This is a genomic window from Novosphingobium sp. 1529 (assembly GCF_040544855.1).
In the GTDB taxonomy this organism is placed as follows: domain Bacteria; phylum Pseudomonadota; class Alphaproteobacteria; order Sphingomonadales; family Sphingomonadaceae; genus Novosphingobium; species Novosphingobium capsulatum.
This window is the reverse complement of record NZ_JBEPKW010000004.1, coordinates 147,853-162,681: the sequence shown is the minus strand read 5'-3', so window position 1 is coordinate 162,681 and position 14,829 is coordinate 147,853. Positions and strand designations below refer to the sequence as shown.

At 66.9% G+C, this 14,829-nt stretch carries 11 protein-coding genes; 5 read left to right on the top strand and 6 right to left on the bottom strand.

Going from position 1 to position 14,829, the window contains the following annotated elements; translation table 11 throughout:
• Positions 1 to 41: 41 nt before the first annotated feature.
• Positions 42 to 818 carry a SapC family protein gene (locus ABIC78_RS11035; protein ID WP_022674549.1) on the bottom strand — a complete coding sequence of 259 codons (777 nt, stop codon included), beginning with the start codon at positions 816 to 818 and terminating at the stop codon, positions 42 to 44.
• Between the two features lie 172 nt (positions 819 to 990).
• Entirely contained in the window at positions 991 to 2,433 is a 1,443-nt protein-coding gene (locus ABIC78_RS11030) for an FAD-binding oxidoreductase (protein WP_107715726.1), read from the bottom strand.
• Positions 2,434 to 2,600: 167 nt separating this feature from the next.
• Between ABIC78_RS11030 and ABIC78_RS11025 the strand changes: the two genes are divergently transcribed.
• From ABIC78_RS11025 to ABIC78_RS11015, 3 genes are all read left to right on the top strand, one after another.
• Positions 2,601 to 3,236 carry a hypothetical protein gene (locus ABIC78_RS11025; RefSeq protein ID WP_354489655.1) on the top strand — a complete coding sequence of 212 codons (636 nt, stop codon included), beginning with the start codon at positions 2,601 to 2,603 and terminating at the stop codon, positions 3,234 to 3,236.
• Positions 3,237 to 3,413: 177 nt separating this feature from the next.
• Positions 3,414 to 4,901, top strand: a complete 1,488-nt coding sequence (locus ABIC78_RS11020; RefSeq protein ID WP_354489653.1) for a DEAD/DEAH box helicase — start codon at positions 3,414 to 3,416, stop codon at positions 4,899 to 4,901.
• 147 nt (positions 4,902 to 5,048) lie between these two features.
• Positions 5,049 to 6,671: an alkaline phosphatase D family protein gene (locus ABIC78_RS11015; protein WP_354489651.1), complete on the top strand. Its 1,623-nt coding sequence runs from the start codon at positions 5,049 to 5,051 to the stop codon at positions 6,669 to 6,671.
• Here the strand turns inward: ABIC78_RS11015 and ABIC78_RS11010 are convergent, their stop codons facing one another.
• The 3 genes from ABIC78_RS11010 to ABIC78_RS11000 are packed head-to-tail and all read right to left on the bottom strand — an operon-like array spanning position 6,672 to position 11,951.
• The gene (locus ABIC78_RS11010; RefSeq protein ID WP_233250885.1) at positions 6,672 to 7,436 is read right to left on the bottom strand and encodes a DUF3142 domain-containing protein; all 765 of its coding nucleotides are present in this window, start codon (positions 7,434 to 7,436) and stop codon (positions 6,672 to 6,674) included. It lies immediately after the preceding gene.
• Complete coding sequence (locus ABIC78_RS11005; RefSeq protein ID WP_354489649.1) at positions 7,433 to 9,559, bottom strand: PA5441 family protein; 2,127 nt, start codon at positions 9,557 to 9,559, stop codon at positions 7,433 to 7,435. Before ABIC78_RS11005 ends, ABIC78_RS11010 begins: the two co-directional genes overlap by 4 nt.
• A 22-nt stretch (positions 9,560 to 9,581) precedes the next feature.
• Complete coding sequence (locus ABIC78_RS11000) at positions 9,582 to 11,951, bottom strand: ATP-dependent helicase (RefSeq protein ID WP_354489647.1); 2,370 nt, start codon at positions 11,949 to 11,951, stop codon at positions 9,582 to 9,584.
• Positions 11,952 to 12,148: 197 nt separating this feature from the next.
• Here ABIC78_RS11000 and ABIC78_RS10995 point away from each other — a divergent pair, with 197 nt between their 5' ends.
• On the top strand, positions 12,149 to 12,760 hold the full coding sequence (locus tag ABIC78_RS10995; RefSeq protein WP_354489645.1) for a hypothetical protein: 612 nt from the start codon (positions 12,149 to 12,151) through the stop codon (positions 12,758 to 12,760).
• 158 nt (positions 12,761 to 12,918) lie between these two features.
• Positions 12,919 to 14,190, top strand: coding sequence for an MFS transporter (locus tag ABIC78_RS10990; protein ID WP_354489643.1), 1,272 nt, complete (start codon positions 12,919 to 12,921; stop codon positions 14,188 to 14,190).
• A gap of 86 nt (positions 14,191 to 14,276) precedes the next feature.
• On the opposite strand, the gene rsmD is transcribed toward ABIC78_RS10990, so the two are convergent.
• A complete protein-coding gene (gene rsmD, locus ABIC78_RS10985) occupies positions 14,277 to 14,828 on the bottom strand; it encodes a 16S rRNA (guanine(966)-N(2))-methyltransferase RsmD (protein WP_179562759.1) in 552 nt (183 codons plus the stop codon).
• Between the last annotated feature and the right edge of the window lies 1 nt (position 14,829).

Sequence of the window (14,829 nt, the reverse complement as noted above, 5' to 3'; positions counted from 1 at the left end):
ACCCGGAGCAGGGCGGCCGGCGTACCGACCGCCCTGCTGGATCAGAGTGCGGGCACTGCCACCGGAGCGGGGGCCTTGCCCTGCTCGGCCTGGATGCCGAAGATCGTGCTCATCAGGTCGAGCGAGAAGATGTGCGCATAGAGCAGCGGCAGCAGGCCGCTCTGGGCCCAGCCGCGCAGCACGTCGCCACGGATTTCGCGCAGCTTTTCCTGATTCACCATCTGGAAGCCGCGATAGATGAACGGCTGGTCCACACCGGTCTGCTGAATGGCGACTTCGCCTTCCATCAGCAGGTTGTGCTTCTTGAGCTCATCGATGAACGCCTGGGTGCGCTGGCCGGCCTGTTCGAACTGCTCGCAGAACTGCAGGGCCTGCTTGGTGGCTTCGCTCGGCTGGTCGCCGTCGAACAGCGGTTCGCCATCTTCGAATTCGCCAACCAGGCCGCTCGACGGATCGAAGCACAGCGACAGATCGTCGCTGTCGGGCATCAGCTTGGCGAGCATGAAGGGATAGCGGCGGGCATAGGCCGGCAGATAGACCGGCTGGTCGATCTTGCCTTCTTCGTTGACGAAGACGTTGACGCCTTCGTTCAGGCCCATCAGCGCCAGCGGCACGGGATTGTCACCCGAGGCGAAGATGATGGGGAAGTGACGGGCCGCCTGCGGGAACTCTTCCACGGTCAACGGGATGGCGTGCTGGCCGATCAGCCAGGGTGCCGACTGGGCGCCGCGCGCGCGCCACGTGGCGTGGTCGCGCGTGTTGAGGGGCATGAGGTCCTGGTAGAACAGGGGCAGGTTGGCTTGCGGCGCGCTGGCCATGAACTCTCTCCGAAAACAATAACGGGCCCGTGGCCAGCACGGGCGCGCGCCGGGCATAAGGCCTCAACCCGGCAGTGACAAGCGCAAGGCCGCGCCGGACTGGGGGTTTATCGGCCAAAACGTTCCCGATTCGCTATCGGGCTGGAATCGGCCGCCCCCCCCGGCGCGGGTGTCAGATCAGCTTGCCGGGGTTCATCAGCCCCTGGGGATCGAGCGCCTGCTTTACATGGCGCAGGATGGACAGCGCCACCGGATCGCCCAGCCGCGCCAGTTCATCGCGCTTCAACTGGCCAATGCCGTGCTCGGCCGAGATCGAGCCACCCCAGGCCGTGACCATGTCGTGGACCTGGCGGCTGATCGCCTTGCCGTCGCCCGCTTCCCAGCTGGCGCGGTCAACCCCTTGCGGGGCGATCACGTGGAAATGGATATTGCCATCGCCCAGGTGGCCAAACCCGACGGCGCGGGTGCCGGGCCATTGCGCCTCGAACTGGGGCACCGCTTCCTCGACGAAGGCGGGCATCTTTTCCACCGGCACGCTGATATCGTGCTGGACCGCCGGGCCCAGCGCGCGTTCGGCCGGCGCAATGGATTCGCGCAGGTTCCAGAATGCCTCGGCCTGGGTTTCGTTGGCAGCCATGGTGGCATCGTCGATCAGCCCGGCCTCGAACGCTTCTTCCAGCACGCGCTGGGCCAGGTCGGGCAGGCGTTCGGCGCCATCGGCATCGGCGACCATTTCGATCAGCACGTGCCAGGCGTGGTCTTCGGCCAACGGCTGGCGCGCGCCGGGCAGATAATCGCGCACCGCGTCAAGGCTGTGCTGGGGCATCACTTCGAAGCCTTCCAGCGCCTGGCCGGCCAAGCGCTCGGCCAAGAGCAGCAACTCGCGCGCCTGGGGCAGGCTTTGCGTGCCGGCCCACAGCACTTCGCGCGCGGCCACGGCCGGCTCCAGCTTGAGCGTGGCGGCGGTGACCACGCCCAGCGTGCCTTCCGATCCGATCAGCAACTGCTTGAGATCGAAACCGCGGTTGTCCTTCTTGAGCGGCACCAGCTGGTTGAACACGGTGCCATCGGGCATCACCGCCTCGAGCCCCAGCACCAGCGCGCGCATCGAGCCATGGCGCAGCACCTGCGTGCCGCCGGCGTTGGTGGAGATCAACCCGCCGACCGTGGCCGAACCCTTGCCGCCCAGCGACAGCGGGAAGCGCAGGCCCTTGGCTTCGGCCGCCTCGTGCAGCACTTGCAGGATGACGCCGGCCTCGCAGGTGGCGCTGCGCGTGGCAGTATCGACGCTGCGGATCGCATTCATGCGGCGCAGCGAGAGGACCACGGCGTGGCCGGTCTCGTCGGGCGTGGCGCCGCCAGACATGCCGCTGTTGCCGCCCTGCGGCACGATCGGCACGTTGTGCGCCGCGCACAGGCGCACCAGGCCGGCTACTTCGTCGGTCGTGGCGGGCGAGGCCATGCCCAGGGCACGACCGGTGAAGCGCTGGCGCCAGTCAGTCAGCCAGGGAGAGATCGCATCGGGATCGGTGGTAAAGCCCTTCGCGCCCAACAGGGCAGCGGCGGCTTCCAGGAAAGGCGCGGTTTCCGCGCGGGGTGCAAGCGTTTCGACCATGGCCTCCGGCTACGCCGCTGCGCGCCGCGCAGCAATTCCTTTTTCATCGTGGCCGGGTTAAGGCGTTGTTCAAGCGCTGGCTGCAAGGCACAGTGCCTGCCTCTTGGAGGCTTGTCGGTTCGGGCCAGGTGCCAAGGGGGGCGCCGGGTCACGGACATGAGGGATCGTTGGTTTTTGCCGATTTGCTGATGCCTGGTCTGGTCCATCCCTTGTTGGCCATGGCGGCGCTTGCGAGCGTTGCCATCGGGCCTGACGCCGTGAGCACGGCGCCGGCTGGTGCAGTCGCTTCTGCGCCGGTCAGCCAGGCCATGCCCGCCGCCAGCCTGCCCCAGCCGCTGCGCGATGCCGCATCGGGCCCGATGAGCCAGGCTGCGCCCGACCTGCTGGATGATCCCGGCGCGCTGGCCGATGGCCTGGCCGATGAAACCTGGCGCCAGGTGCGCATCGAGCAGCGCCTGATCATCCGCATTACCCCCGGCATCATGGGCCGCGACATGCCGCCGCCACCGCCCATGCCCCAGCCCATGATGGTGCTGCGTGGGCGCCATGGCGGGGGGTGCGTGGCGCTGGGCGGGATCGCGGCGATCGCGCCGTCTTCGTCGGACAGCCAGATCGTCCTGCTGCTCAGAGACCGTCGCCAGGTTGTCGCCAGCCTGGAAAAAACCTGCAATGCCCGCGATTTCTATGTCGGTTTCTATGCCGAAAGAAGCAGTGATGGGATGCTCTGCACCGGGCGTGACGTGATCCATTCGCGTGCCGGGGCCAGTTGCATGATCACCCGCCTGCGCGATGTGGGCCGCTGAGTGCGCAGGCAGATGCGGCTTTCCTTGACTTTCCGGCAGGTTTCGGCATAGCGGGCCCGCATTGAGTGTCGGGTCGCAAGTGGCCCGTACCGGTGGCCTTGCATCCAGGGTGGCGGCACACGCACGGTGTCTCGTTGCCAGGCTGGCGGGCCATCCTGCTTTCGGAACATAACCTGCATGAAGTTCGCCGATCTCGGCCTCTCTGATGAATTGCTTAAGTCGGTCATCGACGCCGGCTATGACGAGCCGACTCCGATCCAGGCCCAGGCCATCCCCTCGGTCTTGATGATGCGCGACATCATCGGCATCGCCCAGACCGGCACCGGCAAGACGGCCGGCTTCGTGCTGCCGATGATCGACATTCTGGCCCACGGCCGGCGCCGCGCCCTGATGCCGCGCTCGCTGATTCTGGAGCCGACGCGCGAACTGGCTGCCCAGGTTGCCGAAAACTTTGAAAAGTACGGCAAGAACCACGATCTCAAGATGGCCCTGCTGATCGGCGGGGTGCAGATGGGCGATCAGGTCAAGGCCCTGCAAGAGGGTGTGGACGTGCTGATCGCCACGCCTGGCCGCCTGATGGACCTGTTCGAGCGTGGCAAGATCCTGCTCACCGGCTGCGAACTGCTGGTGATCGACGAAGCCGATCGCATGCTCGACATGGGTTTCATCCCCGATATCGAATCGATCTGTTCCAAGCTGCCGTCGCAGCGCCAGACCTTGCTGTTTTCGGCCACGATGCCGCCGCCGATCAAGAAGCTGGCGGATCGCTTCCTGTCGAATCCCAAGTCGATCGAAGTGGCGCGCCCGGCCAGCACGAACATCAACATCGTGCAGCACAAGGTGAAGGTGGCCAGCCGTGCCAAGCGCGAGGCGCTGCGCCACCTGCTGCGCACCGACAACGTGAGCACCGCGATCGTCTTCTGCAACCGCAAGACGACCGTGCGCGAACTGGCCAAGAGCCTCAAGAGCCATGGCTTTTCTGCGGGCGAAATCCATGGTGACATGGACCAGTCGGCGCGCAACGCCGAACTGCAGAAGTTCAAGGACGGCGTGATCAACATCCTCGTGGCGTCTGATGTCGCCGCACGCGGGCTTGACGTGAAGGGGGTGAGCCATGTGTTCAACTTCGACACGCCGTGGCACCCGGACGATTACGTGCACCGTATCGGCCGCACCGGCCGTGGCGGCGCCACTGGCCGTGCGTTCACGCTGGTCAGCCCGGAAGACGCCGAAGCGATCGACAATGTCGAAAAGCTGACCGGTGGCGCGATTCCGGTGATGACGCTGGATATCGGTGCCGCCGCAGAACCGGACGAGCGCCTGGCGCGCAAGAGCCGCGACAAGGCCGAAAAGCCGCAGCGCGCGCCCAAGGCGGAAAAGGCCGCTTCCGAAAAGCCCGCCCGCCGCAAGAAAAACGCTGCCCCGACGGCAGAGGACACCCCGGCGCACACCGAAAGCACCCGGGAAGAGCCCCGTCGTGATGCCCCCCGTCGTGATGACAATCGCCGCGATGACTATCGCCGCGACGATTACCGGGCTGACGCTGGCCGTAGCGATTCCGGCCGCCAGGGCGATCGTCGCCGCGAATACCGCAGCGAGCCGCCCAGCCCGCCGGGCGAATGGAACGGCCCGATCCCCAACTTCCTCCACGTTTCCGCGCTTTGAGCCAGGTCGCGCCGGCTTGATCCGGCGCGGGCTGGCCCCAACGGCCTGGGCCTTTGGGGCAAAGAAGCGAAATATCGCGGCATTTCATCAAGCTGTCACGTAATCCGGGATGAAGGGGCACAACCCCTTCCTGCCAGGACCAACGCCATGCAGTTTCACCGCCGCCAGATCATCAAGACCGCCATGTTCGGCACGGGCGCCCTGCTCTTGCCCGATTGGGTGCGCGCCGCCGACCTGTTGGGCGCGCGCGGGTTTACCCATGGCGTCGCCAGTGGCGAGCCCGGCGCGCACGAGATCCTTCTGTGGACACGCTATGTGCCCACAGCCGGCGGCGTGGCGGATGTGGCGGTAGAGCTGTCGGAAACACCCGAATTTGCCCGCGCAATGGCCGCCGGCACGATGCAGACCGGCCCGTGGCGCGATCATACCGTCAAGATCGTCGCCACTGGCCTCACCCCGGCACGGACCTATTACTATCGCTTCATCGCGCCCGATGGCAGCAAATCGCCAGTCGGCCGCACCCGCACGCTGCCGGCCGATGGCCAGCAGCCGTGGCGCGCGGCGGTGTTTTCCTGTTCCAACATGCCGTTCGGCTGGTTCAACGCCTATGCCCACGCCGCCCGCAACGATGCCTTCGATTGCACCATTCACCTGGGTGACTATTTCTATGAATATGCGCCCGGCCATTATCCGCTGCCCAAGGACAGCCTTGCCGGCCGCACCGTGCTGCCCGATGCCAACACGGTGCATGTGGCCGATTATCGCCTGCGCTATGCCAGCTATCGCGCCGATCCCGATCTTCAGGCGCTGCACGCCCGCTTTCCGATGATCGCGCAATGGGATGATCACGAAAGCGCCAACGACAGCTGGGCCGGCGGTGCGCAGCATCACGATCCGGCCACCGAAGGCGATTGGAGCGTGCGCAAGGACGCCGCGATGCAGGTCTATCGCGAATGGATGCCGGTGAGCGAGGCGCCGTGGAAAGCCTATGACATTGGCGGCCTGGCCACGCTGTTCCGCACCGAAACCCGCCTGCTCGGCCGCACCCAGCAGCCCGATGTGGCGCCGCTGTTCCAGGCGGCCGATCCCATCGCCGCGCTCAAGGCATTCCGCGATGGCGCCTGGCAGGACCCCGCCGCCACGATGATGGGTAGCGAGCAGGAAGCTTGGCTGGCCAGCGCGATGCAGGCCTCGGTCAAGAGCGGGCGGCCCTGGCAGATCGTGGGCTTTGGCACGATCATGGGCGAAACGGTAATGCCCGCCACCGCGCAGGATTGGGTGCGCGGCCAGTCGGAACAGGCCGCGCGCTATGTCGGCAGCGGGATCATGGCGGCCAAGCTGGGCCTGCCGTTCAATTACGACAACTGGGGCGGCTATCCGGCGGCGCGTGCCCGCTTCCTGCGCAGCGTGCAGGCGATGGGTGGCAACACCGTGGTGATCTCGGGCGATAGCCACAACGCCTGGGCCTATAACCTGCGTCAGGATGGCCAGGCCACGGTAGTGGAATTCGCCGGGCATTCGGTAACCTCGCCCGGGTTCGAACACGATGTCGGCGTGGCGCCGCAAACCGTGGCAGCGGGCCTGGTGGCGGCCAATCCCGAACTGGCGTGGTGCGACACGGCACAGCGCGGCTACATGGCGCTGACCGTCACGCCCCAGGCGGTGACCAACGAATGGGTGATGATGGACACGATCGACCAGCGCAACGCGGCCGGCCGGGTGGGCCACCGCGCCACTGTGCGGCCGGGCCGCCACGCGATGGAGGCGTGATCAGCGCCTGATCTGCTTGGGCATCAGAAACACGACATAGCCCTTGAACTGCGGCTCTCGGGCCAGGTCGGGGGGCGGCGTCCAGGCGCCGCCCTCGGCCAGGGCCACCCGAAACGGCAGCGGGAAATGCGCCATCTTGCGGAAATAGGCATCATAGCCAGGGATCGTGGTGCGCCCCTGATAGGTTTGCACCACCACTTCATCGATCACTGGCTTGAGCCGCGCCAGCGCGGCAGGATCGCCGTTGGCGCTCCAATCCATCAGGCCAGTGATCGACAGGCGCCAGGGGCGGGGCAGGTGGCTGCGCGCATCGGCCAGGAACGCGCCATAGCGATCGAGCCCCTGCGTGGCGGCATCGAAATCGATCTGCAGGCCGGCGAGATGATTGCCGGCGGCCTGCCAGCGCTCCATGTCGGCCACGATCACCGCCCAGGTGCGCGGCGACAGGTCGAGCCGATCGATCCGCACCACCAGCCACAACTGGGCATCGGGCAGGCGTGGCAAGCCGGCGCGCAGCCGGGTGAACCGCGCCGGGCCGGGGCGGCGGCGCACCTCGCCATCGAGCAGGTAGAGCGTATGCGCGGTCAGGTCTGCGGCCGGGCGCACGCCTGGCCAGACATAGAACGCGTCAAAGCCATGGGGATCGACTGCGGGGCCCTGTGCCTTGGCGGCTTTGGCCGGTTTGGTGGGCGCAGGGGTGGGCTGCTGCCGGTTGCAAGCCGATAGCAGGGCCAGCCCGGCCAGGATGATGGCCCGGTGCTTCACCAGTAATAGCGCAAGGATTTGGCCCAGCGACTTTGCGGATAGCGGGCCTTGAGTTCATCGTACCAGGCCTTGCGCTGCGCCTTGGGCACTTCCTGCGCCTGCATCGCGTCATAACTGGTGGCTGGGCCGGCGCAGCCGTTATAGCCCGAGGGCGAATAGCACATCACCGCGCGATAGAGCGCGTAGGCGCGCAGGTCTGGCGCGGCGGCCTTGTCGGCAATGATCGCGGTGTAGATCGCATCGCGCCACAGCGGCGTGCCGGGGAACAGGTCGCGGCCACGGCCAAGCTGGTCCACCTGATCGGACGGGGCATAGAGCGCAAAGCCGTCAAAGCCATTGAGGCGATAGAACTCGCCCAGGCACACCCGCGCTGCCGCGTTCGCCGGCGTGCGCGCCAGCGTGGCGACGGTCTGCGCCAGCGGCGGGCAGGGCCAGCCATTGCTCCACTGCCCCATGGTGAACCGCTGCGCCGGCGGCGTGCCCAGGCCGCTGCCATACCACGAGGTCAGGTCTGCCTTGGGCGCAGACGGCACCAGCGCCAGATCGCGGCCCACATCGCCATAGGCGCCGCGCGTCAAGCCCTTGTAGAGCAGGGTGAAGCGGGCAACGTTGCGCTCTTCATCGGGCCGCGTGGCATCGGTGGCCGTGGCGCGCAGCATGGCCGGCGCCGCCATGGTTTGCAGCATCAACTGGCGCAGCGTGGTGTCCGATACCGGAGAGGCGCTGGCCAGGGCCTGGTCGATCCGCCCGTCGCGCTGCCAGCGTAGCGCCAGGCCGAGCTGCGCCAGCTGGCCCTGCCACAGCCCCTTGGCGCCGCCCAGCAACTCCTGCCAAAAGCCGGCCTCGTTGGCGTCGTGCGCCTTGGCCAGGGCCATGCCGCGCAAGACCTGGCGGCTGAACGCCAGCGGGGTGTAGGATGGCGCGCGCGCCGCATCGGGCAGCCGCGTCAGGATCGTGCGCGGCGCCTCGCCGGCATAATAGCTGCGCGTGGCATCGAGCAGGCCATAGAGATCGCCATCCCCGGCAAAGGCTGGTGCCTGTGCCGCCAGCGTGGCGGCAGCAAGCGGCATCGGCTTAGCCGGATCGCTGGGGCGCATCGCTTTCAGATCGGCGATCGCCATAAGCAGCGGCGTCTTGTTCGCGGCCATGATCGCCTGGACGCCCGCCTCACGCTGCAACAGGGCGTTGTCGATTTCCTCGGCAAGATCGGCGGCCGCCTCGCTGCTACCCGGCGTTGCCCGCAGCATCGCTTCATAGCGCTGGGCCAGTGCCGCGTCCTGCCCGGTCAGCCACAGCACCCGCCGCCGCAGCCCTTGCGCAGAGGCGGCATAGCGCCCTTGCGGATAGGCCTTGAGATAGGCGTCGATCGCGACGCCCGCCGCCTGTGCCTGCGCCTTGTCGATCTTGTCCAGACCGGCAAAATCGCCGTACTTGTCGATCGCGCCGGCCACCGCGCTGCGCAGCGCGACACGGATCTTCATGTAGCTGGCGGTTTCACGCAGCCAAGGGGAGGCGCTGGTTTCCAGGGCAGCAAAGCGGCTGCGCGCGCTTGGATAATTCCCGCGATAGAAATCGTCGGCGGCAGCCAGATACTCCAGGTACTTGCCGGCCAGAACATCGGGAAACGCCGTTGCGGGCAAGGGGTCGGGGCAGCCGACCTTGGCGCGCATTGCCATCAAGGTATCACGATAGCCCTGCGGTATCTCGTCGGCCGCCATGGCCGCCGCAAAGGCATCCTGCGCCGTCTTGGGCGGGGCGCATTGGGCTGCGGTGGTGTCGCTGGCGGCCGGCTCCGGCTCGGCCACTTGCGGCCACAGCGTTTCGCGCAGGCTCCGCCAGCTGAAGAACACGTGGCCAAGCTGCTGGTCATCCCATTCCGGCTTGGCATAGGCCAGACCCGCCTCGCTCGCCGGGGCCAGGCTGCGGATCAGCAGCAGCAGGTTGATCCGCGTATCGTTGCCGGGATTGAGCATCGCGCGGCCTTCGCAGGCATAGTCGGGCGAATCGAGCCGCCAGACCGGCGAGCACGAGCTATCCGCGCAGGCCCAGGCAACCGTTGCCGCCAAGCCGCTCGCCCCGGCCAAGGCCGCCACCCATGCCGCGCCACGCTGCCATGCCCGCATCTTTACCCCCTGTGGCCTAGTGTCAGGCCGGTTTCACGAAGCTGTCGAGCACGCGCTTTTCACCGGCGCTGTCGAACTGGATTTCCAGCTTGTTGCCTTCCTGGCTGGAAATGGTGCCATACCCGAATTTGTCGTGAAACACCCGCGCGCCCACCGCGAGATCGGCGCGTGGCTTGCTGGCAAAGCTGGCTGCGCTGCGCGTGTTTTCGGCAATCTTGCGCGGCTTGGGATCGAACATCTGCGCCGCGGCGCGCTGCCAGCCGGGGCCGCGCGTGCTGGCCTTGGCGGGGTGATTGCGCGCCACATCGGCAAAGGGATCGCTCGCCTCGCTCCAGTTGGCCCGCCACATCGATGCCCCGCCCGACAGGGTGGTTTCCTGCTCGATGTGGTCCTCGGGCAGTTCCTCGATAAAGCGCGAGGGGATGGCGCTGGTCCACTGGCCATAGATGCGGCGGTTGGCGGCATTGAGGATGGTGCAGCGCCGCCGGGCGCGGGTAATCGCCACATAGGCCAGGCGGCGCTCTTCCTCCAGGCTGGCAAGGCCGCCTTCGTCGAGCGCGCGCTGCGAGGGGAACACCCCTTCTTCCCAGCCCGGCAGGAACACCTGGTCAAACTCCAGGCCCTTGGCGGCGTGGATGGTCATGATCGTGACCTTGTCCTCGTTGGCCTGGGCCTCGTTGTCCATCACCAGGCTCACGTGCTCCAGGAAATCGCCCAGCGTCTCATACTCTTCCATGGCGCGGACGAGTTCCGACAGGTTTTCCAGCCGGCCATTGGCCTCGGCGGTCTTTTCGGCCTGAAGCGCGGCGGTATAGCCGCTTTCATCGAGGATCGTGCGCGCCAGTTCGGCCGGCGACAGCGTGGCGACCTGCTCGCGCCAGCGCAGGAAATCACGCACCAGCGCGGCCAGCGTGTTGCGCGCGCGGGCCGGCAGTTCGTCGGTATCGGTAATGTCATAGGCAGCGCGCAGCAGCGGCACCTGGTTGGCGCGGGCAAAGCGGAACAGCTTTTCCAGCGTCTTGTCGCCCAGGCCGCGCTTGGGCGTATTGTAGATCCGCTCGAACGCCAGATCGTCTGACGGCTGCCCCACCAGGCGCAGATAGGCCAGCGCATCGCGGATTTCGGCGCGCTCGTAAAAGCGGAAACCGCCAACGATGCGGTAGGCGAGGCCGATCTGGATGAAGCGGTCTTCGAACTCGCGCGTCTGGAACTGCGCGCGCACCAGGATCGCCACGCGATCGAGCGGGCAGCCCTCGCGCTCGAGCCGCTCGATCTCCTCGCCCACGCGGCGCGCTTCCTCGGGCGCGTCCCACACGCCGATCACGCGCAGCTTGTCGCCGCCGTCGCGCTCGGTCCACAGCTGCTTGCCCAGCCGCTGCGCGTTTTCGGCAATCAGGCCCGATGCCGCGCCCAGGATATGCGGGGTTGAGCGATAGTTCTGCTCCAGCCGGATCACCTTGGCGCCGGGAAAATCCTTTTCAAAGCGCAGGATATTGGCCACTTCCGCGCCGCGCCAGGAATAGATCGACTGGTCATCATCACCCACCACGCAGATGTTCTTGCGCACTTGCGCCAAGAGCCGCAGCCACAGGTACTGCACCGCGTTGGTGTCCTGGTATTCGTCCACCATGATATAGCGGAAGCGGTCCTGCCAGCTTTCCAGCACATCGCGATGCTGGCGGAAGATCACCAGGATATGCAGCAGCAGATCGCCGAAATCGCAGGCGTTGATGGTGCGCAGCCGGTCTTGATAGAGCCGGTAGAAATGCGCGCCACGGCCATTGGCATAGGCTTCGTTTTCCCCGGCATCGAGATCGGCCGGGCCAAGCCCCCGGTTCTTCCAGCGGTCGATCAGCCCGGCGAGCTGCTTGGCCGGCCAGCGCTTGTCATCCACGCCTTCGGCCTGGATCAGCTGCTTGAGCAGGCGCAGCTGGTCATCGGTGTCGATGATCGTGAACGAGCTGGTCAGCCCGACGAGTTCGGCATGGCGGCGCAGCATCTTGGCCGCGATCGAATGGAACGTGCCGAGCCACGGCATGCCTTCCACCGCCGGGCCGATCAGTTGCCCCACGCGCTCGCGCATTTCGCGCGCGGCCTTGTTGGTAAAAGTCACGCACAGGATCTGCGAGGGATAGGCCAGGCGCTGGCGCAGCAGATTGGCAAGGCGCGCGGTCAGCGCGGCGGTCTTGCCGGTGCCGGCACCCGCCAGCATCAGCACCGGGCCATCGGTGGTCAACACCGCCTCGCGCTGCGGCGGGTTCAGGCCCGACAGCCAATCGGGCTCGTTGCCTGCAAGGGGGCCGGGGGGAGAGTGGGGAGAAGGGGGGGCAAAGCTCGTCACGGTGGAACAAGTAGGGAACCGGGTGCGCAGGCGCAAGGCGGATTTGCCCATTCGCTACCGCCCGATGCCTCCGCCAAAGCAGCCCATTCATCTGTCATACATCAACAAAATCACCGCTTGCCGCACACACGGGGCAAGTCGAGCGGCTGATCGACACAATATCACGTCTGGCCGAATGCGCGGAAACGAAATGACAGGATCGGGCGTAACTTGGGCAATTCGGATCTTTGGAACAGGAGAAGATCTCCATGCGAAAGATGATTTTCATCAGCGCTCTGGCGCTCTCGACCGCTTCGCTGCCCGTTGCTCTCCATGCTCAGGCAGCAGCCACCCCGCCGGCTGCCGCAACCCCGGCTGGTCCGTTCTCGATGACGACGGAACAGAAGGGCCAGTACGACGGCTGGCCGGCCGATCTCAAGGCCAAGTATGATGCATGGCCGTCGGCCCAGCAGGAATACTTCTGGTCGCTGAATGCGGACCAGCAGAAGGGCTGGTGGGCGATGAATGACACCCAGCGCGGCCAGGTCTATGCCATGACGCCTGACCAGCGCGCCCAGATTTGGCCGTCGATTGTGGCCCAGGTTCAGGGCCGGGCGTCGGCTTCGGCATCCGCTTCGGCAGCGGGCAGCACCCCGCCGGCCCCCACCGCTGACTCGAACAGCAGTGGCATGTCGGGCGGCATGGCGGCCAACACCGCCACGGCGCCTGCCCCGGCCCCGAGCGGCGATACCGGCATGGACAGCGCAGCGACGGCCAGCAGCAGCAGCCAGTATGCGTCCAACGCTGACGCCACGCCCAAGAAGTATCCCGTGTGCTCGCGCACGGTGACGGATAGCTGCCGCAACCGTGGCGGTGTCTGAACCAAACAAGCCCTGAAGGGTCGCACATCTGTTGCCTTGGCAACGGGGAGGGGGCGCCGGGAAACCGGCGCCCCTTTTCGCGTCAGCGCCGCGTGTCAGGCCGCCAAATCGATTGCGCGCTTGACAAGGAAGGGGCCGGCGGGAACGTCGCGCAGATCATGACCGCGCCCTCCCATCCGCTTCGCCAGAACGCCCGCATCCTTGCCGCCAGCCTGGTTGGCACGGCGGTGGAATTCTATGATTTCTATATCTACGCCACGGCGGCTGCGCTGGTCATCGGGCCATTGTTCTTTCCGGCGCAGGCACCCGAAGCGCAAGTGCTGCTCTCGTTCATGACCTTTGGCTTGGCATTTTTTGCCCGGCCGGTTGGGGCCATCGCGTTCGGCCATTTCGGCGATCGGGTCGGGCGCAAGTCCACGCTGGTGGCCAGCCTCATGCTGATGGGCGGGTCGACGATGCTCATCGCGTTACTGCCTACTTATGCCATGGCCGGGCCAGTGGCGCCGGCGCTCTTGTGCCTGCTGCGCTTTGGCCAGGGCTTTGGCCTGGGCGGGGAATGGGGCGGCGCTTCGCTTCTGGCGGTGGAAAACGCGCCAAAGGGATGGGAGGCACGCTTTGGTGCCGCGCCGCAATTGGGGGCGCCGCTGGGCTTCCTCTTTGCCAACGGGCTGTTCCTGATCCTGGGCATGACCTTGCCCGAAGCCGCCTTTGCCAGCTGGGGCTGGCGCGTGCCGTTCCTGGCCAGCGCGGTGCTCGTGCTGCTGGGCCTGTGGGTGCGGCTCAAGATCGGCGAAACCGCCGCGTTTCGCGCCGCGCAGGAAGCCGCGCCGCCGCCCAAGGTGCCGGTGGGCCGCTTGATGGCCGATCATCCCGGCGCGGTGCTGGCCGGGATTGCCGGCGTGGTCGCCTGCTTTGCCATCTTCTACCTGGCCACCACCTTTGCCCTGTCGTTCGCCACGACCAAGCTGGGCTATGCCAAGCAGGAATTTCTGGCGGTGCAGCTGGCAGCCAATTTCTTCCTGGCGGCGGGCATCGCGCTCGCCGGCTGGTGGGCGGACAAGCGCGGGCCGGCAGCCGTGCTGCGCGTGGGTGCCGGGCTGACCGCGCTGGTCGGTCTGGTCTTCGGCGTTGGCCTTGGCTCGGGCCACCTGCCGCTGGTCTTTGCCACGCTGGCCCTGGCGCTGTTCGTGATGGGTCTGGTCTATGGCCCGCTCGGCGCCTGGCTGCCCACGCTCTATGCCGTGCCAGTACGTTACACCGGCATCTCGATCGCGTTCAACGTTGGCGGGATCATCGGCGGGGCACTGGCGCCCTTTGCCGCTCAGGCCCTGGCCCAGCGCGGCGGCACGGCCAGCGTCGGCCTGTTCCTGACGGTCGCGGGGGCGGTGACGCTGGCGGGCGTGGTGTTCGCGCCCAAGCCGGCGCGATAAAGGGCTTCGACAGGCTCAGCCCGAACGGATTTCAACAACGTGACCCGTTCGCCCTAAGCCTGTCGAAGGGCGCAAAGCGCGGCCCGTCAGTCCTTGGCTTTCAGGCGCAGCAGCGTCAGCCGGGCCTTGCCCACCTTGCGCTCGCTTTCCACTTCGCAGGCCTTGATCTGCGGCACTTCGTCGGCATGGGTTTCAAGGGAAACCCAGGTGCCTTCGCCGATCCAGCCCAGCCGCACCAGCTTGTCCACCGCCACGGCGCCTGCACCGGTGCCATAGGGCGGATCGAGCAGGATCAGGTCGAGCGGCTCCTTGACCGGGCCGAGCGAGAGCACGGACGAAGCGCGCACGTCGGCCTGGCCCTGCACGCGAAAGGCGGCGAGGTTGGCGCGGATCGCGCGGATCGCCGCGGCATCCTGTTCCACGAACAGGCAGTGGGCCGCCCCGCGTGACAGCGCTTCCAGCCCCAGGGCGCCCGATCCGGCGAACAGATCGGCCACTTTCAGGCCTTCAAAATCGCCCAGCCGGCTGGCCAGCATCGAAAACAGCGTTTCGCGCGTGCGGTCAGACGTGGGGCGGGTGGTGTCTCCGGCGGGTGCGTTCAGCTTGCGCCCGCGCCATTGCCCAGCAATGATACGCATT

Coding starts and splice junctions, on each gene's coding strand:
- ABIC78_RS10990 (WP_354489643.1), top strand. CDS start 12,919: ATGACCGCGCCCTCCCATCCGCTTCGCCAGAACGCCCGCATCCTTGCC.
- ABIC78_RS11035 (WP_022674549.1), bottom strand. CDS start 818: ATGGCCAGCGCGCCGCAAGCCAACCTGCCCCTGTTCTACCAGGACCTC.
- ABIC78_RS11030 (WP_107715726.1), bottom strand. CDS start 2,433: ATGGTCGAAACGCTTGCACCCCGCGCGGAAACCGCGCCTTTCCTGGAA.
- ABIC78_RS10995 (WP_354489645.1), top strand. CDS start 12,149: ATGCGAAAGATGATTTTCATCAGCGCTCTGGCGCTCTCGACCGCTTCG.
- ABIC78_RS11020 (WP_354489653.1), top strand. CDS start 3,414: ATGAAGTTCGCCGATCTCGGCCTCTCTGATGAATTGCTTAAGTCGGTC.
- ABIC78_RS11015 (WP_354489651.1), top strand. CDS start 5,049: ATGCAGTTTCACCGCCGCCAGATCATCAAGACCGCCATGTTCGGCACG.
- ABIC78_RS11005 (WP_354489649.1), bottom strand. CDS start 9,559: ATGCGGGCATGGCAGCGTGGCGCGGCATGGGTGGCGGCCTTGGCCGGG.
- rsmD (WP_179562759.1), bottom strand. CDS start 14,828: ATGCGTATCATTGCTGGGCAATGGCGCGGGCGCAAGCTGAACGCACCC.
- ABIC78_RS11000 (WP_354489647.1), bottom strand. CDS start 11,951: ATGGGCAAATCCGCCTTGCGCCTGCGCACCCGGTTCCCTACTTGTTCC.